This is a genomic window from Pseudoalteromonas sp. CO325X (assembly GCF_004208955.1).
Lineage (GTDB): Bacteria > Pseudomonadota > Gammaproteobacteria > Enterobacterales > Alteromonadaceae > Pseudoalteromonas > Pseudoalteromonas ruthenica.
In genome coordinates this window covers 285,118-311,950 of the sequence record NZ_SGPG01000021.1, presented here as the reverse complement: position 1 = coordinate 311,950, position 26,833 = coordinate 285,118, and the positions used below count along the sequence as shown (strand labels likewise).

The 26,833-nt window shown below is 47.3% G+C and carries 23 protein-coding genes, 1 rRNA gene and 1 other RNA gene; 17 read left to right on the top strand and 8 right to left on the bottom strand.

Features of this window, described 5'->3' with window-relative positions; all coding sequences use genetic code 11:
* Positions 1–103 precede the first annotated feature (103 nt).
* Positions 104–218 (top strand): 5S ribosomal RNA (gene rrf, locus EXT46_RS12200).
* A 632-nt stretch (positions 219–850) separates the two neighbouring features.
* On the opposite strand, the gene ssrS is transcribed toward rrf, so the two are convergent.
* Positions 851–1,033: non-coding RNA, 6S RNA (gene ssrS / locus EXT46_RS12195), on the bottom strand.
* 197 nt (positions 1,034–1,230) lie between these two features.
* Here ssrS and EXT46_RS12190 point away from each other — a divergent pair.
* The 4 genes from EXT46_RS12190 to EXT46_RS12175 are packed head-to-tail and all read left to right on the top strand — an operon-like array spanning position 1,231 to position 5,457.
* Complete coding sequence (locus EXT46_RS12190; RefSeq protein WP_022946246.1) at positions 1,231–1,794, top strand: UPF0149 family protein; 564 nt, start codon at positions 1,231–1,233, stop codon at positions 1,792–1,794.
* On the top strand, positions 1,794–3,104 hold the full coding sequence (gene pepP, locus EXT46_RS12185) for a Xaa-Pro aminopeptidase (RefSeq protein WP_053911911.1): 1,311 nt from the start codon (positions 1,794–1,796) through the stop codon (positions 3,102–3,104). The genes EXT46_RS12190 and pepP overlap by 1 nt, the downstream gene beginning before the upstream one ends.
* Before the next feature lie 3 nt (positions 3,105–3,107).
* Complete coding sequence (ubiH, locus tag EXT46_RS12180; protein ID WP_053911910.1) at positions 3,108–4,277, top strand: 2-octaprenyl-6-methoxyphenyl hydroxylase; 1,170 nt, start codon at positions 3,108–3,110, stop codon at positions 4,275–4,277.
* 1 nt (position 4,278) lies between these two features.
* Positions 4,279–5,457, top strand: a complete 1,179-nt coding sequence (locus EXT46_RS12175) for an FAD-dependent oxidoreductase (protein WP_053911909.1) — start codon at positions 4,279–4,281, stop codon at positions 5,455–5,457.
* Here the strand turns inward: EXT46_RS12175 and EXT46_RS12170 are convergent.
* Positions 5,454–6,299 carry a LysR substrate-binding domain-containing protein gene (locus tag EXT46_RS12170; RefSeq protein WP_045980655.1) on the bottom strand — a complete coding sequence of 282 codons (846 nt, stop codon included), beginning with the start codon at positions 6,297–6,299 and terminating at the stop codon, positions 5,454–5,456. The two genes, EXT46_RS12175 and EXT46_RS12170, sit on opposite strands and share 4 nt — an antisense overlap.
* A 130-nt stretch (positions 6,300–6,429) precedes the next feature.
* On the opposite strand from EXT46_RS12170, the gene EXT46_RS12165 reads away from it, so the two are divergent.
* The 4 genes from EXT46_RS12165 (at position 6,430) to gcvP (ending at position 11,722) form a co-directional block, all read left to right on the top strand.
* Positions 6,430–6,999 carry a hypothetical protein gene (locus EXT46_RS12165; protein WP_022946241.1) on the top strand — a complete coding sequence of 190 codons (570 nt, stop codon included), beginning with the start codon at positions 6,430–6,432 and terminating at the stop codon, positions 6,997–6,999.
* 167 nt (positions 7,000–7,166) lie between these two features.
* Entirely contained in the window at positions 7,167–8,249 is a 1,083-nt protein-coding gene (gcvT, locus tag EXT46_RS12160) for a glycine cleavage system aminomethyltransferase GcvT (RefSeq protein ID WP_130147554.1), read from the top strand.
* A 31-nt stretch (positions 8,250–8,280) separates the two neighbouring features.
* Positions 8,281–8,670 carry a glycine cleavage system protein GcvH gene (gene gcvH, locus EXT46_RS12155; protein ID WP_022946239.1) on the top strand — a complete coding sequence of 130 codons (390 nt, stop codon included), beginning with the start codon at positions 8,281–8,283 and terminating at the stop codon, positions 8,668–8,670.
* 157 nt (positions 8,671–8,827) lie between these two features.
* Positions 8,828–11,722, top strand: a complete 2,895-nt coding sequence (gene gcvP, locus EXT46_RS12150; RefSeq protein ID WP_130147552.1) for an aminomethyl-transferring glycine dehydrogenase — start codon at positions 8,828–8,830, stop codon at positions 11,720–11,722.
* Between the two features lie 844 nt (positions 11,723–12,566).
* On the opposite strand, the gene EXT46_RS12145 is transcribed toward gcvP, so the two are convergent.
* Positions 12,567–12,875 carry a hypothetical protein gene (locus EXT46_RS12145; protein ID WP_130147550.1) on the bottom strand — a complete coding sequence of 103 codons (309 nt, stop codon included), beginning with the start codon at positions 12,873–12,875 and terminating at the stop codon, positions 12,567–12,569.
* Positions 12,876–13,363: 488 nt separating this feature from the next.
* Between EXT46_RS12145 and EXT46_RS12140 the strand changes: the two genes are divergently transcribed.
* The 3 genes from EXT46_RS12140 (at position 13,364) to EXT46_RS12130 (ending at position 15,923) form a co-directional block, all read left to right on the top strand.
* The gene (locus EXT46_RS12140; RefSeq protein WP_022946228.1) at positions 13,364–13,750 is read left to right on the top strand and encodes a hypothetical protein; all 387 of its coding nucleotides are present in this window, start codon (positions 13,364–13,366) and stop codon (positions 13,748–13,750) included.
* 599 nt (positions 13,751–14,349) lie between these two features.
* Entirely contained in the window at positions 14,350–15,159 is an 810-nt protein-coding gene (locus EXT46_RS12135; RefSeq protein WP_130147548.1) for a hypothetical protein, read from the top strand.
* A gap of 122 nt (positions 15,160–15,281) precedes the next feature.
* On the top strand, positions 15,282–15,923 hold the full coding sequence (locus EXT46_RS12130) for a lysoplasmalogenase (RefSeq protein ID WP_165381115.1): 642 nt from the start codon (positions 15,282–15,284) through the stop codon (positions 15,921–15,923).
* Positions 15,924–15,968: 45 nt separating this feature from the next.
* On the opposite strand, the gene EXT46_RS12125 is transcribed toward EXT46_RS12130, so the two are convergent.
* Together EXT46_RS12125 and EXT46_RS12120 are read right to left on the bottom strand one after the other, a co-directional pair.
* Positions 15,969–16,733, bottom strand: coding sequence for a transporter substrate-binding domain-containing protein (locus EXT46_RS12125; RefSeq protein ID WP_130147544.1), 765 nt, complete (start codon positions 16,731–16,733; stop codon positions 15,969–15,971).
* Between the two features lie 171 nt (positions 16,734–16,904).
* Positions 16,905–17,951: a hypothetical protein gene (locus EXT46_RS12120; RefSeq protein WP_130147542.1), complete on the bottom strand. Its 1,047-nt coding sequence runs from the start codon at positions 17,949–17,951 to the stop codon at positions 16,905–16,907.
* A gap of 323 nt (positions 17,952–18,274) precedes the next feature.
* Here EXT46_RS12120 and EXT46_RS12115 point away from each other — a divergent pair, with 323 nt between their 5' ends.
* Positions 18,275–18,586, top strand: coding sequence for a hypothetical protein (locus tag EXT46_RS12115; protein ID WP_130147540.1), 312 nt, complete (start codon positions 18,275–18,277; stop codon positions 18,584–18,586).
* Between the two features lie 73 nt (positions 18,587–18,659).
* On the opposite strand, the gene EXT46_RS12110 is transcribed toward EXT46_RS12115, so the two are convergent.
* On the bottom strand, positions 18,660–19,469 hold the full coding sequence (locus tag EXT46_RS12110; protein WP_130147538.1) for a sulfite exporter TauE/SafE family protein: 810 nt from the start codon (positions 19,467–19,469) through the stop codon (positions 18,660–18,662).
* 474 nt (positions 19,470–19,943) lie between these two features.
* Here EXT46_RS12110 and EXT46_RS12105 point away from each other — a divergent pair, with 474 nt between their 5' ends.
* Both EXT46_RS12105 and EXT46_RS12100 read left to right on the top strand, forming a co-directional pair.
* A complete protein-coding gene (locus EXT46_RS12105; RefSeq protein WP_130147536.1) occupies positions 19,944–20,921 on the top strand; it encodes a DUF1852 domain-containing protein in 978 nt (325 codons plus the stop codon).
* A 28-nt stretch (positions 20,922–20,949) separates the two neighbouring features.
* Positions 20,950–21,981, top strand: coding sequence for a methionine synthase (locus EXT46_RS12100; RefSeq protein ID WP_045978264.1), 1,032 nt, complete (start codon positions 20,950–20,952; stop codon positions 21,979–21,981).
* 119 nt (positions 21,982–22,100) lie between these two features.
* On the opposite strand, the gene EXT46_RS12095 is transcribed toward EXT46_RS12100, so the two are convergent.
* Complete coding sequence (locus EXT46_RS12095) at positions 22,101–22,760, bottom strand: hypothetical protein (protein ID WP_045978263.1); 660 nt, start codon at positions 22,758–22,760, stop codon at positions 22,101–22,103.
* A 289-nt stretch (positions 22,761–23,049) separates the two neighbouring features.
* On the opposite strand from EXT46_RS12095, the gene EXT46_RS12090 reads away from it, so the two are divergent.
* Complete coding sequence (locus EXT46_RS12090) at positions 23,050–23,577, top strand: hypothetical protein (RefSeq protein WP_045978262.1); 528 nt, start codon at positions 23,050–23,052, stop codon at positions 23,575–23,577.
* A gap of 96 nt (positions 23,578–23,673) precedes the next feature.
* Here the strand turns inward: EXT46_RS12090 and EXT46_RS12085 are convergent, their stop codons facing one another.
* Complete coding sequence (locus EXT46_RS12085) at positions 23,674–24,018, bottom strand: mannan-binding lectin (RefSeq protein WP_022946214.1); 345 nt, start codon at positions 24,016–24,018, stop codon at positions 23,674–23,676.
* A 321-nt stretch (positions 24,019–24,339) separates the two neighbouring features.
* On the opposite strand from EXT46_RS12085, the gene EXT46_RS12080 reads away from it, so the two are divergent.
* Entirely contained in the window at positions 24,340–26,739 is a 2,400-nt protein-coding gene (locus tag EXT46_RS12080; RefSeq protein WP_130147534.1) for a TonB-dependent receptor, read from the top strand.
* The last annotated feature ends 94 nt before the right edge of the window (positions 26,740–26,833 follow it).

Here is a 26,833-nt window from a genome sequence, read left to right as displayed (position 1 = left end):
GGTTCGCCCATGTGAAAGTAGGTCATCACCAGGCTCCTAATTAGAGAGACCCGTTGCACCAGTGCAGCGGGTTTTTTAGAGCGAAAAGAATTTTAAAGATTTTCCTGACGAACATAGCGTTTTGGAACCACCTGACTCCATGCCGAACTCAGAAGTGAAACGAAACAGCGTCGATGATAGTGTGGGTTCACCCATGTGAAAGTAGAACATCGTCAGGGCCTTATTAAGAGAAACCCGTTGCAAAAATGCAGCGGGTTTTTTTATGCGTGTAGGCCAGGCTTCAGCCTAGCGACACCTAGTCAGGATAAATCCTGACCCACAACAGAGCTACCTACAACAGAACTAAACACCAGAAAAACCCCACACCCGTAGGCAAGGCTTTAGCCTTGCATCACCTAGTCAGGGTAAACCCTGACCCACAAACACAGCTAAACATTCATCACCATATTAGTAGGCAAGGCTTCAGCCTTGCATCCACCCTAGTCAGGATAAATCCTGACCTACAACAAAGCACCCCAGTCAGCGTAAAACCACCCTGACCCACAACACAGTGCCACCGGTCACCACAACTGTAGGCTAGGCTTTAGCCTTGCATCATCTTAGTCAGGGTAAACCCTGACCTAGAACACAGCATCACCTTTCACCGCACCTGTAGGTAAGGCTTCAGCCTTGCAACATCTAGTCAGGATAAATCCTGACCTACAACACAGCATCACCGGTCACCACACCTGTAGGCCTGGCTTCAGCCTTGTAACACCTTTGTCAAGATAAACCCTGACCTACAACACAGCCTCTCTAAGGCTTAAAAATAAAATGGGAATTCTAAATATACGGGAGTAATAAAGGAGGAGTGTTCCCCGGCATTGCGGCTGCGAATATCAGCCCTTGAACCCTAAGGTTCAAGGCGGAAGACACCTGTAGACCGTAGGCTTCTCGGTACATGCCGAGCTTGCACAGTAGCCCACAAGATGTGTTCCTAATCAAAGTTTATCGGCTCAGGGACATCATTCGCTGGCCAACAAGCTAGGGAACTCTTTCAGTATATAAGACACAGGCCTAGGGATACAGCCTCAGTTACAAATTATCACGTCATTTGCTGTTAAAGTAAGCGGGAGTCTCATCAAGTGCTGGATATTTGATCGCTGTCATACAATACTGTGGAGTCGGCCTCGCAGCAGTGGTAGCATTAATAACTGTAATTTAAAATATTTCGTCATACGCGAGCCTATCATGAGCGACCAACGTACCTACCAACAAGCACAGCAACTTCTCGAGAGTAATGATATTTTTGTAATGCCGGCTGAAGTCCATGGCATTATAACTGGGTTGTTAGCCTGTGGTGTCGATATTGAAGAGAAAGACTACCAAGGGCTGTTGTGTGATGTGCTGAACGACGGTATCAGTTTTGAGAAAAACCTGAAACACTGGCTTAGTGAACTCTATACCCAGGTGGTAGAGAGTTTCACAAATGAACAGTTACAGTTTGAGATGCTATTGCCCGATGAAGAGGACAGCCTTATCGACCAGGCGAATGCCTTGGTTGCCTGGGTCAATGGCTTTTTACTTGGTTTTGGCTTAAAACAGCAGGACTACGGTAAGATCTCCGGCGATGTCAAAGAAGTGATCCAAGATTTCACTGAAATCAGCCGCCTCGATACCCACTTTGATGAAACAGAAGAAGATAAACAAGCATTACACGAAGTGCTTGAGTACGTGCGCGTATCGGCTATGTTGTGCTTCTCCGAGCTGGGCAAGCATGAAAACACTGCACAAACATCAAAGACTTTACACTAATGACTATTAGCAAAAACGAATACCTAATGCGTCAGCAGCGGTTATTGGCGCAAATGAAAACTAATTCGGTAGCCGTGATCCCGGCGGCCAAAGAAATTACGCGCAGCCGCGACACCGAATTTCCGTTTCGCCAAGATAGCGACTTTTTCTATTTAACAGGATTCAACGAACCGGATGCTATGTTGGTGCTGATCAATAGCGAGCAGCAGAAATCGATACTTTATTGTCGCGCCAAAGATAAAAGCGCTGAGATTTGGCATGGCCGACGCTTAGGCGCAGATGCCGCCAAACAGCAGCTGCCAGTGGATGAGGCTTATACCCTAGCAGAGCTGGAGCAGGGCCTGCTTGATGCCGTTAATCAAAAAAGTACCTTGTACTACGGCCAAGGTGTTTATAGTGACGTAGATAACCAAGTGCTCGCGCTTTTGAACACCTTACGTGGTGCCCCCAAAAAAGGTTATCGCGCCCCTGAAGTGATCCGTGATATTCGCACTTTAGTACATGAAATGCGTCTGTTTAAATCAGACGCAGAAATAGCCATTATGCGCCGCGCCGCAAAAATTAGTGCCGAGGCTCATGAGCGCGCTATGCGTTTTGCAAAACCCGGCGCCACCGAGTACCAATTAGAGGCGGAGCTGCATCACCATTATGCTATGAATGGAGCCCGTCACCCTGCTTACGGCACTATTGTCGGCAGTGGTGACAATGCCACTATTTTGCATTACACCGAAAATGAGTCGACCTTGAAAGATGGCGACTTAATATTGATAGACTCGGGATGCGAGCTCGATGGTTATGCAGCCGATATCACCCGAACCTTCCCGGTTAATGGTCGCTTTAATGCTGCGCAAAAAGCCCTCTATCAAGTGGTACTGGATGCTCAGCTTGCCGCTTTGGAGGTCGTAAAACCTGGAAACACCCTCGCGCAAGCAGCTAAAGTGGTGAACCGCATGTTGACCGAGGGGCTGGTGAAACTAGGTCTACTTGAAGGCAATATCGATGAGCTTGTCGAAAGCCAAGCGTTTCGCGCGTTTTACATGCATGGTCTCGGTCATTGGTTAGGGCTCGACGTGCACGATGTGGGTGAATATAAAAAAGATGAGCAAGATCGTGAGTTTGCCCCTGGTATGGTGCTGACCATAGAGCCTGGTCTCTACATTGCCGAGGATGCGCCGGTGGCGGAGCAATATCGCGGTATTGGTATCCGTATCGAAGACGATGTTCTGGTGACAGAAAAAGGGCACGAAAACCTCAGTGCCAGCGTACCAAAAGACATTGCCGCTATAGAAGCATTAATGCAGGAGAGTTAAAGGGTGCAGCACACTGATGTTGTTATTGTTGGCGGTGGGCTTGTTGGAAGCACACTGGCTAATATTCTTATGCAGCAATGCCCCAAGCTGAGTATTGCTGTTATTGAAGCCCACGAGTTACAAAGCTACCACCCCAGCTTTGATGATCGCTGTATCGCTTTGGCAGCGGATTCTGTGGCGTATTTGCAGCAACATCAGCTGTTTGACACCGCTGTGGACTATGCCAGCGCAATCCAGCAAGTGCAGGTTTCAGATCGTGGTCATTTTGGTAAAACGCAAATTCATCATCACGACTATCAGCTCAATGCGTTGGGCTATGTTGTTGAGGTCCGCCCTTGGGGTCAGCGACTTACGCATGCCGCAAAAGAGCACAGCCAGTTAGCTTGGCATTGCCCGTCGCGCGTGAGTGATATAACACTGCATGCTGATTACAACTGCGTTACTCTTGATTGTGGCGCGCAGTTATGGGCTAAGTTAGTGGTGATAGCGGACGGTGCGCAGTCGCCAACGCGCTCATTAGTGCATATAGATTTTCCTACCACACAGTATGAGCAGCACGCGCTGATCGCTAACGTCCAAGTCCAAGGTGGGCACCATCACCATGCTTTTGAACGCTTTACTGAGCACGGCCCTATAGCGCTGTTGCCTATGTCACAAAACCGCTATTCATTAGTATGGTGCGATAATCCACAGAAGTTACACACCATGCAACAACTAAGTGCAGCGGAGTTTACCGCTGCCCTGCAACAGGAGTTTGGCTACCGAGCTGGGCTCTTTACCCAAGTGGGAGAGCGCAGCGTGTACCCGTTAAGCTTTGGCCAGGCGCAAAGCCTGAGCAGCCATCGCACCGTGGTAATAGGAAATGCTGCCCACGCCATTCACCCTATCGCTGGGCAGGGTTTCAACCTTGGCCTGCGTGATATCAAAGAATTAGCACAGCGTATTCGCGATGCTGATGCAAATAGCTTGGGGAATTATCATTTTACTCAAGGTTACAGCCGTGCCCGTCTTGACGATGTTCGCCGAGTGATGCAGCTTACCGACTCATTAGTGCGGCTGTTCTCTAATGGCTCGCGTACCCTTGCTTTAGGGCGTAGTGTTGGCCTCAGTGCGATGCAATTATGTAGTTCGCTGCGCCAACCTCTAGCAAAACAATTGATGGGATTTAATTAATATGCACCAAGCAAAAGTAGCCATTGTTGGCGGTGGTTGTGTAGGCTTAAGCACGGCGCTGGCACTGAGCTTAAAAGGCATCTCTGTGGCCGTTATCGACGCCAAAGGTAGTAGTGAGCCGCTGAGTGAGGAGTTTGGGTTGCGCGTGAGTGCCATTAATCACGCCAGTGAAGCGCTATTTCGAGAATTGGGTGTATGGCAGGGTATAGCCGCGCAACGCATGACCCCTTATACGCAAATGGACGTGCGCGATAAAGATAGCTTTGCGCATATTCACTTTGCCAGCGAAGAATATGATGTGAGCCATCTGGGTCATATCATCGAAAATGATGTGATCCACCGGGCATTGGTGGAAAAGCTAGAGCGCCAAGATAACGTTACCCTGCTTTTTAACACCGCCTACAAAGACATCCATCAAGGTGATAATAATGTGCTTATTACCTTAACCGATGGCACGCCGGTGATGAGTGAGCTGTTAATTGCCGCCGACGGGGCCAATTCGGGAGTGCGCCAGCGTTTCAACCTGCCTATTACCTTTAAAGATTATGGTCATCATGCCCTGGTAGCCACAGTAAAAACGGCGCAGCCCCATGATAACTGTGCGCGACAGGTATTTTTAAGCGACGGCCCGCTTGCCTTTTTACCACTGGCCGATCCCCATTACCATTCTATTGTTTGGTCCTGCTCACCACAGCAGGCCGCCACTTACCAAAACATGAGTGAGCAAGAGTTCAATAAAGCCTTGTTTGCTGCGTTTGATGGTCAATGCGGATTATGCACCGTGCAATCAGCGCGAGCGGTGTTCCCGCTGACTATGCGCTATGCCCGGCAATGGGTGAAAGAACGTATTGTGTTGGTTGGCGATGCCGCCCATACCATTCACCCTTTGGCAGGACTCGGCATGAACCTAGGCCTGCAAGATGCGGCACGACTGAGTGCGCTTATTAGTGACGCACTGACTGATTCGATGACCGCCACAGCGCGGGCATTGCGTACCTATGAGCGTGAGCGTAAGCTCGATGCGCAAAAGCACATTGCCACCATGGGCGCACTCAAAGGGCTGTTCGCAGGTGATAATCCAGTGAAAAAAATAGTGCGCGGCCTGGGCTTAAGCGCGGTTAACGAGATAGCGCCATTAAAGCAAGCTTTTGCTGAGCAAGCCCTAGGGCAACGCCGTTAGCTCAATCGTAAAGTGATAAACTCGGCGAGTTTATCAATGGCTTGCAAAGATTCCTGGCCGCGCTTGATAAGGCTGATCCCAACCTGGCCCAGTGCCGGCAATACATCGGAGTTAGCGGTGTAGGGCAGCTCTTCGGGCACGGTTTTACGAGCGAGTACGGTAACCCCAAGCTGCTCTTTTATGGCTGCTGTGAGGCCGGTTAAATCGGCATTGGTGTAAACAATACGCCAAGATACACCGGCTTGCTCCAGCGCTTCAATCGCGCGGCGGCGATAAATACATCCCTGTGGCGCCACAACCAAGGTGACCGGCTCGGTAAGCTTAGCGGGGGTATTACCGACCCACACCAAATCATCTTGTAAAAAGCTCGGGTAATGCGGGTTGTCCAGTTGCTCCACTAGGGTGAGCACTAAATCAAATTCGTCACGATTACTCACATGCATCAACTGTTTGCTGAGCTCAGATTTTACTTCCAGTGAAACATCGGGGTACAACGACACAAAGTCACCGATGATGGCCGGTAAAATACTGGCGGCAAATTCACTGGGGATCCCCAAACGCACCTTACCGGTGATGGTTTCGTTGCTAAACAACTGCAAAATGGCGTCATTGTCTTTGAGCATTTGTTTTGCCAGCGGCAACAGTTGCTCGCCTTGATGGTTAAGAATCTGCCGTTGGCCTTGCTTTTTGAATAGCTTACGCCCGAGCAGCTCCTCTAAGCGCTTTATTTGCAAACTCACGGCGGGTTGCGACAGCCCGAGCAGCTCACCCGCCTTGGCGAAACCGCCAACTTCAACTACGGTCACTAGCGTGCGCAAACTGTCGGTAGGGATATTTTTCATATTAATAAAGCCAATTTAAAAGGTTTTATACATTGCAATTATTTATCAATCGATAAAAAATTACAATTTGTTGTTAATTTAGCCCAGCTCTATACTGGCCTCAGTTTAGTGCTAGAAAGTAGAAACAGCTATGGCTATTCAGTCGGTATTCTTTGCTCGCCATCAAGGCGTTAACAGTGCCTCGAGCAATACCTTTGTCAGTGCTCACGAACAAGTCATCGATTTAGGCGGCAGTGAAGTGCTGTTATTCTTAAAAAGTTTACGTGACTGTACCCTTAACTGGGCCAAGCAGCCAGGCATGGCAGTTCGTTACCAGCTTGATACAGTGAGCTTTGATGCCTTTTTCTTTAGCGACAGCGCATTGCGTCTAGTGACCACAGAAGCAGATAAATTGATGCCCATACTCAATAGTGCCAGCGAGCGTTTTGATGTTGATGTGTTACCGCGCCCAGAGTTACAAAGCCTCCATTTTCAGGGCCCGGCAGCCTGCGACTTTCTGCAACACCAGTTTAGTTTGTTTAGCGGCATGGCCCTTGGTCGTGTTGAGCAACATTACGGTGTGCAACGGGATGATTATTTTGTCGTTGCCAGTGCCGCCGAGCAGCAGTTTTACCGCGTATTTGCGCGCAGTTCAGCGCTTGATACACTCAAGCAGCAACTTGTTGATGCACACTTTAACCCCAAGGCTGATGCAGCTTAGTGTGAGTACAACATAGTGTACGCATTACTGTTTTAATGTGTGAAAAGTAAATGTTAATTTGGGTGCCAGCGGCGCATAACTTATGTATAATCGCGGCCCATGTTATTCCCCCTCGAACAACGAGGCCACGCCCACCATACTGGGTTTGTAAAACGTGAAGGAATATTATGTCTTCTAAAACACCTCTACACGCCAAGCACCTTGAAGCCGGTGCTAAAATGGTCGATTTCCACGGCTGGGATATGCCGATTAACTACGGTTCGCAAATCGAAGAACACAAAGCGGTGCGCACTGATGCCGGTATGTTCGACGTATCACATATGACTATTGTTGACGTGCAAGGCGATGACGCCAAGGCATTTTTGCAAAAGCTGGTTGCCAATGATGTTGCTAAACTGACAGTAGCTGGCAAAGCTTTGTACACCGGAATGCTTGACGAGCAGGGCGGTGTAGTGGATGACCTAATCATTTACTACTTCAGCGAGAATGAATATCGCCTTGTTGTTAATTCAGCGACTCGCGATAAAGATTTGGCGCACATGGCTAAAGTAGAGGACGGCTTCAGTGTGACCGTGACCGAGCGTCCAGAATACGCCATGATTGCCGTACAGGGCCCTAATGCTAAAGCCAAAACGGCCACTATCTTAAGCGCCGAGCAGCAGCAAGCCGTTGCTGATATGAAGCCGTTTTTTGGTGTTCAAGCGGGTGATTTATTTATCGCTACAACAGGCTATACTGGCGAAGATGGTTACGAAATTGTCGTACCTAACGAGCAAGCAGCCGAGCTATGGCAGCAACTGCTTGATGCCGGTGTTGCCCCAGCAGGCTTGGGTGCTCGTGATACCTTGCGCCTAGAAGCTGGTATGAACCTATACGGTCAAGATATGGATGAGAGCGTTTCGCCATTGGCTGCGAACATGGCTTGGACCATCGCTTGGGAACCTGCTGAGCGTCAATTCGTAGGCCGTGAAGTCGTTGAACAGCAGCGCGCCGAAAAGAGCACTCATAAGCTGGTTGGCTTAGTGCTGGAAGAAAAAGGCGTGTTACGTAGTGGCTTAAAAGTAGTGAGCGATGCCGGCGAAGGGGTGATCACCTCGGGTTCGTTCTCACCAACGCTTGGTCACAGTATTGCCCTTGCTCGCGTACCGCGTGACATCGGCGAGACCGCGCAGGTAGAAATGCGTAAAAAATTAGTCAATGTTAAAGTGGTTAAACCTTGCTTTGTGCGTCAAGGTAAAGCCGTAGTATAAGAATTTAAACTTAACACCAAAGGAACAGATAATGAGCAACATTCCAAGCGAGTTAAAGTACGCCCCGTCACACGAATGGGTTCGTCCTGAAGGCGACGGCACTTTCACTGTAGGTATCACCGAGCACGCGCAAGAGCTTTTGGGTGATATGGTATTCGTAGAGCTGCCTGAAGTGGGCGATGAAGTTGACGCTGGCGAAGACTGTGCCGTTGCTGAGTCTGTTAAAGCAGCTTCAGACATTTACGCGCCAATTGGTGGTGAAATTGTTGCCATTAACGAAGAGTTAGAAGACGCACCAGAAACGGTCAACAATGACTCTTACGGTGACGGCTGGTTGTTCCGCATTAAAGCCTCTGACGAATCAGAGCTGAGCAACCTGCTTGATGCCGAAGCGTATCAAAATAGCATCGACGACGAATAAGCGTCGGTAGGGCCCCGGCCCCAAAAAGCCCCGTTTCGGGGCTTTTTAAGTTGTGCCGCCATATCGGCACCTTTACAGGTTTAGTGACGTGCCTGCATGTAGGCCATAACCCCTCACTAGGCCGCGTTAATTTCTTGGATCATAGGAATCTGGACACATGTCAAATGCCAAATCTCTTGAGCAGTTAGAGCAAAAGCAAGATTTTATTCGTCGTCATATTGGCCCAAGCCCGGCGCAAATGAGCGACATGCTAAGCGCTCTTGGAGTATCGAGTGTTGAACAGCTGATGGAACAAACCGTTCCTGCCAGCATTCGTCTTGAGAACGGCCTGCAAATTGGTGAAAGCCGCACTGAGGTTGAAGCGCTGAGCTACTTAAAGTCAGTAGCGAGCAAAAACAAAGTATTTAAATCTTACATTGGTCAGGGCTATCACCCCACCCATGTACCTCATGTGATCCTGCGTAACGTTTTGGAAAACCCAGGATGGTACACAGCCTACACACCTTACCAGCCAGAGATTGCGCAAGGGCGTTTGGAGTCACTATTAAACTTCCAAACTATGTCGATGGATTTGACTGGCCTAGATTTAGCGAGCGCTTCTTTGCTCGATGAAGCAACGGCGGCAGCTGAGGCCATGGCGCTTGCTAAGCGTGTTGCCAAAGCGAAAAAAGCGAACAGCTTCTTTATCGCCGACGATGTGCACGTACAAACCATTGATGTGGTTAAAACCCGTGCCGAGCAATTTGGCTTTGACATTATTATTGGCCCTGCTCAGGAAGCGGCCAACCACGACATCTTTGGTGCCTTATTCCAGTATCCAACAACCAGTGGTGAAGTCGTTGACTTAACTGATCTTATCGCGGCGGTACAAGACAAAAAAGCATTGGCCTGTGTTGCAGCAGACATCATGGCCCTGATGCTACTTAAAGCGCCGGGTAAACTAGGTGCCGACGTAGTACTTGGTTCAGCGCAGCGCTTTGGTGTGCCAATGGGTTATGGTGGCCCTCACGCCGCTTTCTTCACCACGCGTGACAAGTACAAGCGTTCATTGCCAGGTCGTATCATCGGTGTATCAAAAGACCGCCTCGGTAATGATGCACTGCGCATGGCGATGCAAACTCGTGAACAGCATATCCGCCGTGAAAAAGCCAACTCAAACATTTGTACTGCACAGGTGTTACTGGCGAACATGGCAGCGTTCTACGCCGTTTACCACGGCCCAGAAGGCCTTAAAACCATCGCCGAGCGTATCCACCGCTTTGCTGATATTCTAGCTGCAGGTCTTAAGGAGAAAGGCGTCACGCTTAAGCACGACACTTGGTTCGACACCATCACGGTTGTGGCACAGAATAAAGAAGAGGTGGTTGCTCGCGCGCTTGCGGCACAAGTGAACTTTGCCACTAACCACGCGGGCGAGTACTCGGTATCGGTGTCTGAGACCACCACTCGTGAAGACATTGTTGAACTATTCGATATCATTCTGGGTGAAGGTCATGGCCTTGATGTGGCTGCCCTTGACGCACAAATCAGCGCCAATGGTTCGCAGTCTATCCCAGCTAGCCTAGTACGTGATGACGAAGTGCTAACGCACCCGAACTTCAACTCGTACCACAGTGAAACAGAAATGCTGCGCTATATTAAGCGCCTAGAGAATAAAGACTTAGCGCTTAACCACTCAATGATCTCATTAGGTTCATGCACCATGAAGCTAAACGCAACCGCCGAGATGATCCCGATCACGTGGCCGGAGTTTGCAAACTTGCACCCATTCTGCCCGCTGGATCAAGCCGAAGGCTATCAGATCATGATTGGTGAGCTGCACGACTGGTTGGTTGATATTACTGGCTACGATGCCGTATCAATGCAGCCAAACTCCGGTGCTCAGGGTGAGTATGCAGGCCTTATCGCCATTCGTAAATACCACGAGTCACGCGGCGAAGGTCACCGTAACGTATGCTTGATCCCAAGCTCTGCCCACGGTACTAACCCTGCTTCAGCGCAAATGGCGAGCATGAAAATTGTTGTTGTTGATTGCGATAAGCAAGGTAACGTCGATATGGACGACCTGAAGGCCAAAGCGGCTGAGGTATCGGAAAATCTATCTTGCATCATGATCACATACCCATCGACGCACGGTGTATACGAAGAAACCATTCGTGATATTTGTGATATCGTGCATCAGCACGGCGGCCAAGTCTATATGGACGGCGCCAACATGAATGCACAGGTGGGGGTCACAAGCCCGGGCTCAATTGGCTCTGATGTATCGCACCTAAACCTGCATAAAACCTTCTGTATTCCACACGGTGGCGGTGGCCCAGGTGTGGGTCCGATCGGTGTTAAATCGCACCTTGCGCCATTTATGCCGAATCACAGCGTGATCAACGTGCCTGGCACGAGTGTTGATAATGGCGCGGTATCAGCGGCGCCTTATGGCTCAGCGGCGATTTTACCTATCTCATGGGCATACATTGCTATGATGGGCAGCGAAGGCTTGCGCCAAGCGACCGAAACCGCCATTGTTAATGCTAACTACCTTGCACAGACACTCAGCGAGCACTTCCCAATTTTATACCGTGGCCGTAATGACCGTGTTGCGCACGAGTGTATTATTGACCTGCGTCCTTTAAAAGACGCCACTGGCATCAGTGAAATGGACGTAGCCAAACGCCTACAGGACTATGGTTTCCACTCACCAACTATGTCGTTCCCGGTTGCCGGCACCTTAATGGTTGAGCCGACAGAGTCGGAATCAAAAGTTGAGATTGATCGCTTTATTGAAGCGATGGTGGCGATTAAAGGCGAGATCGAGAAGATCGCTTCGGGTGAATGGTCTATCGAAGATAACCCACTTGTTAACGCGCCGCATACCCAAGCTGACGTACTAAGCAGCGATTGGGACCGCGCGTACGACCGTTTCTATGCGGCATTCCCAGTACCGAGTGTGGCAAAAGACAAGTTCTGGCCAACGGTGACCCGTATTGATGACGTATACGGCGACCGTAACCTACTGTGCTCTTGCCCAGCGGTAGAGACCTATCGCGACGAGTAATGGGTGTTATTCTCGCTGCACAGCGAGGGTTAATTAACTAGTTTGAAAAGCGCCCCTAACAAGGGGCGCTTTTTTGTGGGTGTTATTCGGCGCATGAGCGCCTGTAGGTCAGCTTTGCTTTTCTTGTAGGTCAGGCTTTAGCCTGACAACTTAGGGTCATGCTACCAGTTCATATCGAACCACCAATGATAAACTTGTAGGTCAGACTTCAGTCTAACAAGAGATGTTTTCATACCGATCAACTTTACTGGTTTTGTGGGCCAGACTTCAGCCTGATAACCTTATGAATGTGGTTAGATCTTGTCGGGCCGCCGACTTCGGGTCAGAGGAAATGCGCGCCCATTTCCTCTAACAACTCCTAGGGCGCCCGTAATTCGCCAATGCTTACGAACTCATATCTTTTGTTAAACGCTGCGCTTAGCTGCTGACACGATTTAACAGCACTTCCCTGCGCTGATAAATCTACCTCGGCGTCGTGCCTCGCTGCCAGCAACACGCTCCGCAACAAAAGCTGATTTCTACAGCGCGAATTTAAACGGGGGATAAGGTGCTGTCAGTTGGGTGCATGTTGGAAAGTTTTGATGCGGCTTTAAGAATGTAAAACGTGTCTGCCTGTAGGTCAGACTTCAGTCTGACAACTTGATATTCCTGATAAATCTAAACTCAGGCTTTTCAAATTACTTTCTTGTCGGCACAAAGCAATGACCTACATGAGCATAGTTGCCAGGCTAAAGCCTGACCTACAGGTATCATCCTTGCCCGTGTTGAAAGCTACGTAAGCCAATAAGGGCAGCTCTTGCGTTGTGCAGTCCATCACATTCACCTGCCTCATGTTTCTTCTATCTCAATCCTCTGGCCCTTTCAGGGTAAAGGTTAAGTGCTTACGCATATCTTTTAGGATCACACCTTTTTTCAGCATGGCGGCGCTTAAGCGTTTTTGCCATTTGAGTAGTTGAGGTTCGGCGGCCTTGAGTGCTTGGTCGTTTTCGAACTGAAAACACAGGAGCAGGGAGCCGGGGAACAGGTGGTACTCCACATCAAACCAGCATTGCAACATGCCGGGTATTTCTGCACGCGCTTGTTCTTCGAGTGCATCGGCAACGTTGAGTACCAGTGCCTGTTGTTTTAGCTGGACTTTGGAGAGCTTTTTCATGGAAGTTCGAGATAAGGGTTGACGATAATAGAGCATAATTATAACCGGGTAGAGGGCGCTATGGAATGTGGAATGCATTAGTGAGGGAGTGTTGGGTAGGTCTTGCTTTTTTACCTCACAGCGGCTCTTAATTAACAAGGCACTATTTTAGTTAGATAAGGTGTAGTGCAAATATTTTCACTCGGTTTTAGGGAAGTGGGCAGCTAAAGCTCGGCCTACAAGGGTTTCACTATGATTGTTAGGCTAAAGCCTAACCTACAACGATTCACTAGCCCGGCCTAAAAGGGTTTCACTATGATTGTTAGGCTGAAGCCTAACCTACACCTAACCACTAGCCCGACCTACAACGGCTCACTGTAAAACCTGTCAACAATGCGAGGTGGGGAGCGTTGGGGCTAATTATCGTGTTCTTTGTCTATTTGTTGACAAAGTTCAACGCTGGCGATTAAATGCGTCCCTAATATTTATAATAAGAAATTCAACTAATAATGAAAATATGCAAGGACGTATCGTTAATCATTTTCACCATGTTAGCTCTACAAGCATGTGTCTCCGCAGATATTGTATACACCGAAACCCATGCCATAGGGGATAAATCAAAAATCACCGAAGATGCAGAGCAAGTGTTTCATCACGACGGCAACTACAAATGGGCAGGTATTGTTGTTGGCCCCGTTGTTCCCCTTCCGATCCCTTTAACCATTCCCTATGGTCAAACAGGCACAACGTCATGGGTTGTTGACGGAAAAACAGTTTATTCAGAGTATGTAACAACGAAAGTAGACGGGGCGACCTGTACAATATTAATTGGGCCGTACTGTGGCACTGAAGTTACATGGGGTAATCTTCTTTTTGGCAGCATTCGCTGGCACTAGCTCTATCAGCTAAATTGAGGCAAGTTCAGCATGGGGTTGGGCTTTGCTCAATACAAAGCTTACAGTAATGTATGGGCAATTAGAGCTATATAAGCGGTTTTACTCAGTTGCGACGCGTTAACTCGCGCTTTCGCACCTGCCTCTCGGTATTGTTGGGGCCAGCGAGGTAAGTTCAGTTACACCGGATACCATGCTTTCACGGATGGGTTAGCTAACTCTACATCTGACTGAATAAACTGGTGTTGTTAGTGCTATCGTCAATTGCTCCTGTACTACCTTATTACCGATAAAAATTGATCTGCAAGGGTTGTAATATGTTCGTCAGGCTGAAGCCTGACCTAAAAGGGTTGCACTGTGCTTGTTAGGCTAAAGCTCGGCCTACCAGGGTTTCACTATGATTGTTAGGCTAAAGCCTAACCTACAACGATTCATTATGCCTGTCATGCTAAAGCCTGACCTACACGTCTTAAAGGCTGACCCACACGCCTGGAAGGTTGGCCCTCAGCGGCTTTGTGGGTGCCATATTATTATGGGATTTGCTTTGCTAATGATTGAAAAAGTGAGAATATCATCAATCTGCTGTATATGGAGGTGTCAGCGTGGGTGTTATCTTTCCTATGATCATGTCGTTACCGGCTTATTTCTTTCTTTGTATTTTTGCCTTTGGTTTGGTTGAGGATATCAAGCTATTCGCAGGTTTATGCCTTATCGGTGTGCTCTTAAGCCTGTCTAATATTTACTTTTTGAGTAAGGCTAACTTTAAGGAAAACTGGCAAGAACTAATACGGGCTTTTACTGATTCAACACGCCTTGATGCGCTACAAGAGCTAGTGGCTAAAAAAGAGAACCAACATCTACGTGGCTATGATTGGCACAAAGTAGAGCCGGTGAGCTCTTTTACCATGCTAGCGCCCTGTGCGGAAGGCTACAGGTCAGCATTGTCGTTTAAAGATAAAGTCGTATCGTTAAATATCCTTGGCTTGGTTATGTTTTTCGTTGCAATCGTCGCAGCTATTATCGTGCCAGAGGAGGGAGTTATTCCAGGGTATGAACTGACTCGCTCACCCACCTTGGAAGGGGGCATCTTTTTATTGTTGTTACTTTTTGCCGCCTATAAAACCTTTTCCCCTAAAAACACGTTCTATTTTGACGAGCAGGGAGTGTACTTATCGAACGCGGCGAGTTTGTCAAAGGACAGCCGTATTATGGATACCAGCGACATCGATAGCTTGCAGATCATCCGCTATGCTAGGCGCAACCAGCCACTACTCATTGACTATCAGCTCAACGTTGTAGCGCACAGCGGCGAACGCATCAATATTTTGGAAACCAATAGCTTAAGTGCAGCCTCTGACTACGCTAATAGGCTTGCTAATCTATTTAAGAGCAAAGTGATAACGCTAAGCTAGAGGTATTTTGAATACATGGTTATGGGAATCGCTGCCATAAGAGGCACTCAAAGGCTTAAATGCTATCGTACTTTATCCACTTCACACGGCAGTTAGAGCCTAAGGTAACTACAACTATTACTATGTTATTTCACACTTTATTGCTGTTAATTTTTGTCTCTGCATGCACTCATATTATTGCTGATAGTCGCCATAGCAGCGCGCTGTGCTATGTGTTTAAGCCCTTAACGACCGTGCTAATTGCCATGTTGGCATATACCCAAACAAGCGCGTTTACACTGATAGAGTACTGGGTATTTGTAGGGTTAGTCTTCTCCCTTTTAGGCGACATCTTTTTAATGTTGAAAAAAGACTACTTTTTACAAGGATTGGTCGCGTTTTTTATCGCTCATTTAGCTTATATCATCGCTTTCATTTACAACACCGAGTTCGTTCTAAGCCCTTTACTGCTGGTGGCGCTAGTGGCATACGCAGGAGCTCTTATACGGCAACTAGATAAGCACCTAGGTGCGTTGCGTGGGCCTGTTTACGCCTATGCTGCTGTGCTTACTTTCATGGTTGTGGCAAGTTATACCTTTTGGCAGAGCTCAGGTTATTCGCTCAGCGTGTACGCTTTTATTGGCGCACTCCTGTTTATGGTATCGGACTCCATCCTGGCTTACGGTCGCTTTGTTAAAAATTATCAATGGACTCAGCCGATGTTACTTGCAACTTACTACCTAGCCCAGAGCTGTATTGCCCTGAGTGTCACTCATCAAAGTTAGCTATGAGGCTCAGCTAGGGCATATGAATCTTCTCGGTAACGCACCTTAATAAGCTGAGAGAGTCAATTGCCACTTGTTTAGCAGGGCTTGATATTGCCCTGATGCTTTGATGGCTTTAAGTGACTGGCGAAGTCGGATGGCAAGGTCTGCTGGAAGCTTCTTATTGGCAGTAATATGCAGCTCGCTGGGGAGCTCGGGGAGGTGCAGTTTCTTTTCAAGCCGATTGGGGTCAAGGCCAATACTGCGAAGTTCTTTATCTAACGACAAGGTGTTGGTAAGTACCAAGTCGGTGCGCTGTTTGTAGAGCATTTTCATTAAGCTGGCAGGCTCGGGCGCCAGCACTAAGTCATGTTGCAACGAAAAGCCAGCTTTTTGTAAGTATTGGTGGCTATAATAACCGCGCACCGTGCTTACTCGTAGCCCGCGAGCACTTTGCAAGTCGGTTAACTTAAATTGCCGCTCTTTAAGGCCAACCAGATAGGCGTGAGCATTAAAAACAGAGCCCAAAAAGATGAATTCAGTCTCTCGCTGTGGAGTTTTTAGTAACGAAATCATCAGTGTGTTCGGTGTTGTTCGCAGCTCTTTAAATGCTCTTGCTTGAGGCATAATTTCCACCTGTCCTTGGCAACGACACTGTGCTAAAACAATATTGACCACATCGACTAAGAAGCCTTGTGGTTGTTTTTCAGAGTCTGCAAAGTGTAGTGGGTATAAATCTTCAGCTACAAACCTTAGCGGTGCTGATGACCACGCTAAGGTGGGCAAAGCCAGCATTAATAACCACGCCAAAAGAGCAATGCATGTGCGCATAAGTTACACTTTATTTACATCTTAAAAGGCTAGCTTGCCGCAGTTATGCGCATTTTTCCAGTGCTTTGGCATGCCCAAGTGGGTTTTAATGCAAAAAATAGCTTTATACATGGTTAAGCGCTGAAAATACAAGCTCGTCCGGTTTTCATCCTCAGCGCTCATAGGGTTTCATCACTCTTTAATTATCAGCTTAAACGGATAGTAGCGGTCGATGCTGTCTTTATAGCCACCAACAATCACCTTGCCGTTGGATGAGATGTTACTGATAGTGACTCTTTTCATCGCTTTATTTGGGTTGAGCTGTTTTACAATGTCATCAAGAAAGTAAATGTGCTTTTGATGCCATAAGATAGGGCGATAAGTATCAATGTAATTTTCACCTTTATACTTTGCTGAGCCGAGGAATTTTGTGCCATCCCCTGACATAGCTGTGATCATGGCTGTGGCCGCCTCAGCTGGTATTGGCAAGGTGCTAAAACCATTAAACTCATTCCATACCATGGGCGTATCGATGCTACAGCGTCCACCAATAGTGTGTCCGTCATGAGAGACGTCCTCGGCAATAAAGTGGCAGTCCTCTGGCGCGATGATAGGGGTTATAGTGTTATCACTTTTCCACACATAAACTTGCCCAGGTGTGCTGCCAACAATCACGCTGGCGTCTTCTGAGCTGTATGTTGCGTTACGCCACTTTACTTTATCTTTGCCTGTACCAATCTCGTGTAATGATTTACCTATTTCCCAACGGAAGGCTCGTATATCCGATTGCCAGCCGGTATAGCCGACCACGGTTTTACCGTCTGCCGAAATGGATATCGCGGTGTTGATGTAATGGTTTTTTAGTTTGGGCACGGTACGCATTTTTTGCTGCTTGGTCCACACAAAACTGGCCCCTCCATTATGGCCGACGATGACCTTGCCATCATCAGAGATATCCATGGGGAGCAGTACGTTGCGGTTATTTAACAGGCCAAGGTGGGTATGGCCGTCGCGCTCACTCCAATGAAATGCCATAGGGATTTTATCATCATGCTCATCCACTTTTTTGCCGTACACAACCACGTGCGAGCCGTCACCATTGACTAGTATGGCTCTTGTCCCTTTAGGTGCTTGATAAGGGTTAGGTATCATTTCTAATTGGAATCTTAACTGGGCGCGGGTGGGTAGTGATTGCAAAAGAAGAAAAAAGCAGGCGATCAGCCAATGGAGTTTGTTCATCGTTTTTCATTTCCCTAAATGATTGAAGTGATAGTGCTGGCGGCACTACAAAAGTCCTTAACTGATTAATAATAAACTGTAATTTTGTCTTATGAAATAGCTAATAGAGAATGGTTATCAGGCTTTCGTGGCAACCTATATGAGCTTGGATTTTTATCAGAGCGGATAAAGTTCGTAATTAAAGGGCTCCGCTGTAGGTTGTCGCCTTGTAGATATGGCGTGTTATATTTATTCTTAACTGTGTGGCTTTGTTTTACTCAAGTGCGAGAAGAGTGATTAAGCCAGCTTATAAATAACCTGCAATTAAATAACGAAGAGGCTGTATGCAAGAGTCTGAATTAATGTCACAAGTGGGCCAGCGTAAGCAGCAGCAAAGCGAACTGGTTAACATTGTGCACCAGCACTATGGCGATTATGTGTTTGATTCTCCCGACGCCATCACCACCAGTGAAAGTGTTTATTTCCCCATAAAGGAAGGAGTGTTAGCTGGCTACTGGCTCGATACTGATGCCTCGGATTACCCCATGTTGCAGGGCAGAGCAGTGGCGACAATTGAAAATCTCTATTTCTTTGTATTCACGCCACAACAAATGCAGGAACTGGTCCTCGACGCCAGCGCGGACGAAGAACAATAGCGCCGGAATAAAAACGCCCAGAAAACAAGAGCAAGGTAGGTGTTTAGCCCATACTTTATGGCCGATTTGCTCGCTACTTTAAGAGCATATTAACCGCCATAATAACCAACAACAGTGCAAATATTTTCTTAATGGTGGTCACAGGCAGGGTTTGCGTGGCCTTGGCCCCTAGAGGCGCGCTAAACCATGAAGTACAAACTATTCCCGCTAACGCTGGCAGGTAAACAAAGCCAGCAAAACCATCTGTAAGGGCGAGATGTTGCGCCCCTGCACTGATGTAACCAATTGAGCCGAATAAGGCAATAACAATGCCGCATGCAGATGCACAGCCAATGGCTTTTTTCATATCCACAGAGAAAAAGTTCAACAGCGGCACTAAAACTGCGCCGCCGCCGATACCGATCATGGCCGATAAGCCACCGGTAAGAGTTGTTAGCGTTGTTAGTACTGCTTTATTAGGCAAGGAGCGTGCATTGGTGCTGGTACTTTTATTGCCCATCAGCATTTTTATAGCGATGGCAAACACACTAACAGCAAATACCCAGCGCACCACGTGCTCAGGTAATAGTGCTGCCATAAAGCCGCTGATCAGGGCGCCTAAACCAACACCTAGCATCACCCAAGGCGCTAACTGCCAAGGAACGTTGCTATGTTTATGATGAGCGATGGCTGACGACGTAGATGTAAACAAAATCGATGCCAATGAGGTGGCAATGGCGGTAACTACAACCTGCTCAGGGGGCAACACGTCAAAGTGCAGCAAAATCATGCTCAGAATAGGCACAATGACGAGCCCGCCACCAATGCCAAGTAAACCCGCTAAAAAGCCCACAGCACTGCCCAGTATTGCGCAGAAAACAAACAGTACGACTAACTCACTCATTTCATTATTCTCATTGTTATTTGCTTGAAACGGCTAATGACCCCTGCAAGGGGGTGTATCGCGTTATCTAGCAATCCACCTATTGTGTCACTTGATTGCCACCTGAGGCGTGAGTATATCAACATCATTGCGGCAATTAGTGCTGCTAAGTCATGAATATTCCTCAGCTTTTACTTGAGGAAAATACATCTTTATATATAGATGGCTAGAAGTCTGGGTGTTTTTGGGGCGGTGTGCTCACGGTTTGCCAGGGCTTTTTGAGGGAATAGCAACGGCTTTGCCAGCAAATGAATCATGCTCATGTTTTACCTGAAATTAAACCGTTTTTCTTCATTCAAGTATGTACGTATAACTTAAGCCATGTTGCTGAGTAAGTTGGCTCACACAGCCACGGCGGTCATCACCCTGGCTGCATCAGCATACTCAGCACGAAGACGTTTGCTTTCACCTTAGGAATTTGGATACCAACGAGTCATGAAAAAAGATTTCACATTTACCATTAAGAGCATTTGTCTTGATGAGCACTATACGCCGTCAGACACTACGCGTATTACCACCAACTTTGCTAACCTGGCTCGCGGCGAGAGCCGCCAACAAAATTTACGCAACGCCTTAAGAATGATTGATAATCGTTTTAATGCGTTGGCCAATTGGGATAACCCCGAAGGGAACCGTTACGGCGTAGAGCTAGAAATTGTGTCGGTAGATATGCATATCGACGGCGATGAACAAGCCTTTCCATCGATTGAAGTGCTGAAAACCAACATTATCGATCATCGCACCAATGAGCGTATCGAGGGCATTGTTGGCAATAACTTCTCCTCATATGTGCGCGACTATGACTTTAGTGTGTTACTGCTAGAGCACAACAAAGATAAAGAGGGCTTTAGTGTCCCCGGTGATTTTGGTGAACTGCATGGTAAGCTGTTTAAGCATTTTGTTGAGTCCAACACTTACAAACAGCATTTTGCCAAGCCACCTGTTATATGCCTTAGCGTGTCAGACAATAAAGTTTATCGCCGCAGCGAGAATCAACATCCAGTCTTAGGTGTTGAGTATCATCCCAACGAGTCATCATTAACCGAGCAGTATTTTAAAAAGATGGGGCTTCAGGTGCGTTACTTTATGCCGCCAAACAGTGTAGCGCCGCTAGCCTTTTACTTCTTTGGTGACTTGTTAAACGATTACACCAATTTGGAGTTGATCAGCACCATTAGCACCATGGAAACCTTCCAGAAAATTTATCGCCCAGAGATCTACAATGCCAACGCTGTAGCGGGCAGCTGTTATCAGCCTAACCTGAGAAATGCGGACCATTCGCTCACGCAAATTGTCTATGACCGCGAAGAGCGCAGCCGATTGGCGATTGCCCAAGGTAAATTCGCCGAGCAGCACTTTATTAAACCCTATCAGTCGGTACTTGAGCAGTGGTCTGCCAACACCGCTTTATAAATAACAACAACCTAGAAGAGTGCTGATAATGAACAAGTTATTACCCACCTCAAGCGCTGGCAGCCTACCTAAACCGGTATGGTTGGCTGAGCCGGAAACACTGTGGTCACCGTGGAAATTGCACGGTGACGCGTTGATTGATGGTAAGCAAGATGCCCTGCGGGTAGCACTGCATGAGCAGCAAGTTGCTGGTACCGATATTGTCAGCGATGGCGAGCAAACACGACAACACTTTGTGACCACCTTTATTGAGCATCTTAATGGTGTTGACTTCAATAACCGCAAAACTGTGAAAATTCGCGACCGTTACGATGCCAGTGTGCCTTGCGTGGTTGGCCCCGTTTCTCGTAGCAAGCCGGTCTTTGTCGCTGATGCCGAGTTTCTTCGCCAGCAAACCACACAACCGATTAAATGGGCGCTGCCGGGGCCGATGACTATGGTCGACACCTTGTATGACGAGCATTATCAAAGCCGCGAAAAGCTAGCCTGGGAGTTTGCCAAAATACTTAACCAAGAGGCTAAAGAGCTTGAGGCCGCTGGCGTTGATATTATTCAGTTTGATGAGCCGGCATTTAATGTGTTCTTTGACGAGGTTAACGATTGGGGCATCGCATGCTTAGAAAAAGCGATTGAAGGGCTGAAATGCGAAACCGCTGTGCATATCTGCTATGGCTATGGCATTAAAGCTAATACCGATTGGAAGAAGACTCTGGGCACGCAGTGGCGGCAATATGAAGAGGTGTTTCCGAAGTTACAAACATCAAATATCGACATAATTTCCTTGGAATGCCACAACTCCCATGTGCCTATCGAGCTACTGGCGCTGATCCGAGGCAAAAAAGTGATGGTGGGGGCCATTGATGTGGCCACCCATAGCATTGAAACCCCTGAAGAGGTGGCCAGCACGTTGCGCGCGGCACTGAAATATGTGGATGCCGACAAGCTCTATCCTTGCACTAACTGTGGCATGGCGCCGTTGCCTCGCTCGGTAGCGAGAGCCAAACTCAGTGCGCTCAGTGCCGGAGCCGAGATTGTACGTAAAGAGTTAAGTGCCACCTAACTGGCTTAAACTAAGCTTGAAAGTATAAGGTAGCTGATGGCGCCCGTTCGCCAAAGGCTACTTTTGTACAACTAGGTATGGCATTGCCGACTTGTACAGTTCATCAGTAAACAAGCTCACTAATCAGAACTTTGCCCTTGATACACTTGCCTAAACTTTTGCGCTTGCCACGTTGGTGCGTCTGGCTGTGCATCCATAACGATAAGGGTTGCATAAGCTTTGTAGGTGCCTTGCTTGGACTCATCCACCATCCAAATAACCCAATCGGGTATTGTGCTACTGTTTAAGTCTAAAACGGCTTTCAGTCTGAATTCAAAGTATTGCTGTGGTGTATTTATGAACAGCTGATTGTTTTTATATTGCACTGCCTGTTGAGCAAGAGTTGATAGCGTATAGTTAATCTCATTGAGCTGAGGTCCAAACGAGGAGGGTATTGAGCGTAAGTCTAGTTTAGTTGCTAAGGGAGTTAAATCTGGCAAGGCAAGTTTATTACTAACCAGTTTATTGCTTTTTTGGATTAACCCATGTACTTCACAAGATAAATACTCAGTTTTAGCGAGGTAATTGTCGCTGGTTTCTTTTAAGTGATGTGCTTTTATAAGTGATAAGTAGTCTTCACAGTTGCGAGCAACGTCGCCAGAATCGAAGTAAACGGGATGACGAGGCGCGCCTAAAAATGCACTGTCATTGAGGTTGTCCAGAGTGCTTTGGTCTAGGTAGTTATACTGTGCACTCGCACATGAAGAGATAAGCGCGCACACAAGTGTTATCTTTTTCATTTTATTTTTTCCAGCAAATCAGCTTCACTATTTCTTCGAGTTGGATACATATCGCCAAAACTTTTTACTTTAAAACCAATGTTTTACATCCGTGGTTTGAATTATATAAAAATAACTGAGTAGCTAATCGGCTATAGGTTATCATGTTATTATAATTGAATGGTTTTTTTCGCTAGTTATTACTTCCAATTAGCTGGCAAATAGGAGCCCTTCAAAATTTAATACAAGAGAGGTTCATAAGGCACGTCATTAATTGCAGAGCCTATAATGGCAGGTGGGAGGCATTGACATGTTGATTGGTAAGGTATCGATTCTTTCCCTTGTTGCGGGGGCTTTTTTTTACTCCCCTTCAATAGCTGGTGAAACTTCAACTCTAGAAGCTAATAAAGCATGGTGGACTGCGAAAGAGTTTTGTGCTGAAACGTCTAATTTCATGGAGATTCCGGTATCGGAACTAAATCCAGATTGGGAGTATATTACGGTCTTCGATAAGAGCTATTTCGAAGAGACGTTGCCTGAGTATCAATATCTGGATATTCAGAGTTCCCCATTAAAGTTCTCCATTCGAGCAAACTTAGATGACGAGCCTAGTGAAGAGCGTGTTATCGTGGGTGTTTATAAAACGAAATCCGCTCAGCAAGGGCGGTTTCTGGCGATTTTACGTGACTCTAGCGTAGTAAAAGTTTTTACTCACCAAGGAGATGCCGGATACAGCAGCCTTTTTTATGATAGTGAGGCTGTGAGATGGTACAAGTGTATGCAGTGTAGTGATTACGACTCTATATTTTGGTCTGGTACAGGCTTTACGCTCAATTAAAGCCCGTAAAATGAGAGTGTTGTTTTATATATAATAACGGCTGGCTTTTTAGGGTTGCTAGCCGTTATTATAAAAATAAAGGTAATGTAGAATAACTTAGAACTTGAACTCAACTTCAATCACACTCATTTTGCCTTCAACAATGGTGTGCCACTCACCGGTAAAGGTGCCGCCGTAAGAGGCTGCTAAGGTTTCCCCCACTTTTTGCGCTTCATCGTTGCTCCATAGCGGCCCAGCAAGAACGTTTGTTTTGAAGCAGTCTGAGCCAGTGTTTTTCACTTGCAATTCAACTTCCACAACACTCATCTCTCCTTGAACGACAGTGTTCCATTGTCCCGTCCATTTTCCCTGGTGTGCTGCCGCTACTAGGGGCGCTTTATCCTCAGCATCTTTTTGGTCCCAAATTGGACCTGCGGGAATGTTTACTTTAAATGTTGACATAGTAATCTCCTTTTAATGACTTTAAATTCGACTGTTTTTTGTGGTTTTTATATCCACGCTATAAAATTAGTCGCTGTGTGAATATTAACTATTACACTCGGTAACAGTTAATTATTATATTTAAAATCAGTTTGTTGCTTATATGGGGTCGTGTTTGGGCTGCTACAGAACGAGGGAAAACTGCTAGCTGATTTCAACTTTTGCTATTCAGCTATGGCAGTGCTTACATAAATTTCACAAATAAAAATGACAATTGTTATCATTTGTGTGTGGTGCTAGAATGCGCGCGTTTTTTGCTGTATCTCATATAGGGAAGAGATAATGAACGTATTTCAGTTTTCACTCGTAAGTGCTGCCGTAGGCGCAGCGTTGCTGTCGTCTGATGCATCTGCCAACACCTCGTCGTCGCAAGAGCTAGACAAGGTTGAGCGCATTAGCGTCTATGGTCGCCATAACGAACTCGTGCTCAACAGTGGCACGGCAACCAAGTCGAATATGGCCTTGATGCAAACCCCCGCACCCATTGTTGTGGTTGATAAAGCCTTGCTGGATCAGCAATCGGCTGACACTTTGCAAGAAGCGGTGCGTAATGTCTCCGGATTAGCACAAGCGGGCAATAACTATGGTGTCGGTGATAATCTTATTATTCGTGGCCTAGGCGTTAACTACACCTATGATGGCATGTATGGTGGCGCTGATTTAGGCAACGCCTTTAACCCTACGCGGTCGATGACCAATGTAGACAGTGTTGAGGTGCTTAAAGGCCCGGCTACGGGGTTATATGGTATTGGTGCCGCTGGTGGCGTTATTAATCTAATTGAAAAGAAGCCACAAGACCAAGCCCAGTATGAGGTGGCGGTTAATGTTGGGCAATGGCAAAGCTACGGGGTGATGTTTGATGCAACTGGCGCACTCAGTGAGAACTGGGCTTACCGCGCAGTCGTCAATCACCAATCGAGTGATGGTTACCGCGATTTAGGTAGTGAGCGCAGTGAGTTTTATGGGTCATTGCGTTATCAGGCAAGCGATAACCATCGTTTGTTATTATCAACGGCTTATATTGACGATGAAGTGCAGGTAGACTCCGTAGGCTTTCCAGTACGTATTGTAAACTGGGATAGCATTGACGGTGACTACCCTTTGAGTGGCGCTGATCTCCCCAATGATGCTGCAAGCGAAGCGCTCCAGCTAAGTGCCGAGCAACGTCAACAACTGGCGCTGAGCATTAAACAAAACGATGGGCTTGAGCCCTTTGATCTCGGTGATGGCAATGTAATTTCGCCGTTAAGTCGCCCTAATGCTGGTACTGAGCAACGTGTGAAGCTGCGGTGGGATTGGTATCTCGGTGCCAATACAGAGCTCACGCAACAACTGCAATTTCGCGATTATGAGTCCGACTTCGTGCGCCAAACCGGAGCTTACAACTATGTGTATTGGCAGCGTCGAGGCACCATTAATCTAGCGCCACGTGCACCGCTAATGGTCGATGGTGAACTTTACCCCTATGCAGCGCGACGCCAAGAATATCGCAAGCAGCATGCGCAAGAACAAATGTTTCAGTACTTTGCCGATCTGCAGCATACGTGGGATTGGGGCTCGGTAGTTGGTGAGCACTTACTGAGTGTGAATGCAGAAAAACGCGATATTAGCCTTAAAAGCTGGTCAATTTACGATGCCGATGGCGCCGCTGCGGATGCCAACGCTGTTGATTATATTCTTGATATCCGTAACCCCAACTGGCCAACAGGGCATTTTGAAGACTACAGCCCAGTGCTGCGCAGTCACTATGATAAAAGTGTTGAAGCAGTGGGGATAAGCGGCCAAGAAGTTCTTTATTTAAGTGATGCACTTACAGCGCGTGTGGGCGTAGCCTATACGCGCATTAAGCAAAGTTATCAGCATCGAGGCACTGCGCGACTACCCGAAGTCAGCCTAGAAAACGACAGTGATGATGCCGGTATGACCTATAACCTAGGCCTCAACTATCAGCTGTCATCGCAATTTTCGACCTTTGTGAATGTGTCGAAAGGGCGCACGGCCTATAGTATTTTAGGGTCAGTAAGTGAAAACCAAGCGGATAATCGCCCTGATTCGGAATCCGAATCATTGGATATTGGCGTGCGCTTTACTGCCTTAGAGGAAGACTTACTCGGTTCTTTAGTGCTATTTGACACCCGACGCACTAATTTACGCTATGCCAATGAGGCGTTTAACGACAATCCCAATGACCCCGAGTTCAACATCAGTGTGCCACAATATTTTTATGACGATGAGGACTCCACCAAAGGGGTGGAGTTTGATCTGAATATGGCACTCAGCGAGGTAATGTCTGTCAATGTTAATGGTACGTACCAGGATGCAGTGACCGTGCGTGCAGGCGAGCGCTCTGGGCAAATAAAAGGGGTGCCAAGGCGCTTTGCCAGCACTTGGTTACGCTATGATATGAGCGCCTTTGAGCTTGCACATCCTGTGGCTGTGAATCTCGGGGTGACTTATGTTGATGAGCGCACCATTAATTCCACCGCATTTGGCTTGCCTAAATCCGTGGTCCCGAGCTACGTGCGTTGGGATGCCGCTTTTGCCTACGAGGCGGATAACTACAAAGTCCAATTAAACCTAGATAACCTATTTAATGAGCGTTACTACGAAAAGGCACTTTTCCTAGGCGGCTTGCCCGGAGAGGAAAGGAACCTCGAACTCAGTGTTCATTATCAGTTCTAACTAAGCGCCTGCGGGCGCTTTTTTGTCACTCATGGGTGTTGATAGGGGATTTGTAAGACCTTTAGTTAGTTGTTTTTAAAGCACTGTTCTGTCT

Excerpts from the sequence above, each read along its gene's own strand:
- EXT46_RS12190 (WP_022946246.1), top strand. The coding sequence starts at position 1,231 with ATGAGCGACCAACGTACCTACCAACAAGCACAGCAACTTCTCGAGAGT.
- pepP (WP_053911911.1), top strand. The coding sequence starts at position 1,794 with ATGACTATTAGCAAAAACGAATACCTAATGCGTCAGCAGCGGTTATTG.
- EXT46_RS12175 (WP_053911909.1), top strand. The coding sequence starts at position 4,279 with ATGCACCAAGCAAAAGTAGCCATTGTTGGCGGTGGTTGTGTAGGCTTA.
- EXT46_RS12170 (WP_045980655.1), bottom strand. The coding sequence starts at position 6,299 with ATGAAAAATATCCCTACCGACAGTTTGCGCACGCTAGTGACCGTAGTT.
- EXT46_RS12165 (WP_022946241.1), top strand. The coding sequence starts at position 6,430 with ATGGCTATTCAGTCGGTATTCTTTGCTCGCCATCAAGGCGTTAACAGT.
- gcvT (WP_130147554.1), top strand. The coding sequence starts at position 7,167 with ATGTCTTCTAAAACACCTCTACACGCCAAGCACCTTGAAGCCGGTGCT.
- gcvH (WP_022946239.1), top strand. The coding sequence starts at position 8,281 with ATGAGCAACATTCCAAGCGAGTTAAAGTACGCCCCGTCACACGAATGG.
- gcvP (WP_130147552.1), top strand. The coding sequence starts at position 8,828 with ATGTCAAATGCCAAATCTCTTGAGCAGTTAGAGCAAAAGCAAGATTTT.
- EXT46_RS12145 (WP_130147550.1), bottom strand. The coding sequence starts at position 12,875 with ATGAAAAAGCTCTCCAAAGTCCAGCTAAAACAACAGGCACTGGTACTC.
- EXT46_RS12140 (WP_022946228.1), top strand. The coding sequence starts at position 13,364 with ATGAAAATATGCAAGGACGTATCGTTAATCATTTTCACCATGTTAGCT.
- EXT46_RS12130 (WP_165381115.1), top strand. The coding sequence starts at position 15,282 with ATGTTATTTCACACTTTATTGCTGTTAATTTTTGTCTCTGCATGCACT.
- EXT46_RS12125 (WP_130147544.1), bottom strand. The coding sequence starts at position 16,733 with ATGCGCACATGCATTGCTCTTTTGGCGTGGTTATTAATGCTGGCTTTG.
- EXT46_RS12120 (WP_130147542.1), bottom strand. The coding sequence starts at position 17,951 with ATGAACAAACTCCATTGGCTGATCGCCTGCTTTTTTCTTCTTTTGCAA.
- EXT46_RS12115 (WP_130147540.1), top strand. The coding sequence starts at position 18,275 with ATGCAAGAGTCTGAATTAATGTCACAAGTGGGCCAGCGTAAGCAGCAG.
- EXT46_RS12110 (WP_130147538.1), bottom strand. The coding sequence starts at position 19,469 with ATGAGTGAGTTAGTCGTACTGTTTGTTTTCTGCGCAATACTGGGCAGT.
- EXT46_RS12105 (WP_130147536.1), top strand. The coding sequence starts at position 19,944 with ATGAAAAAAGATTTCACATTTACCATTAAGAGCATTTGTCTTGATGAG.
- EXT46_RS12100 (WP_045978264.1), top strand. The coding sequence starts at position 20,950 with ATGAACAAGTTATTACCCACCTCAAGCGCTGGCAGCCTACCTAAACCG.
- EXT46_RS12095 (WP_045978263.1), bottom strand. The coding sequence starts at position 22,760 with ATGAAAAAGATAACACTTGTGTGCGCGCTTATCTCTTCATGTGCGAGT.
- EXT46_RS12090 (WP_045978262.1), top strand. The coding sequence starts at position 23,050 with ATGTTGATTGGTAAGGTATCGATTCTTTCCCTTGTTGCGGGGGCTTTT.
- EXT46_RS12085 (WP_022946214.1), bottom strand. The coding sequence starts at position 24,018 with ATGTCAACATTTAAAGTAAACATTCCCGCAGGTCCAATTTGGGACCAA.
- EXT46_RS12080 (WP_130147534.1), top strand. The coding sequence starts at position 24,340 with ATGAACGTATTTCAGTTTTCACTCGTAAGTGCTGCCGTAGGCGCAGCG.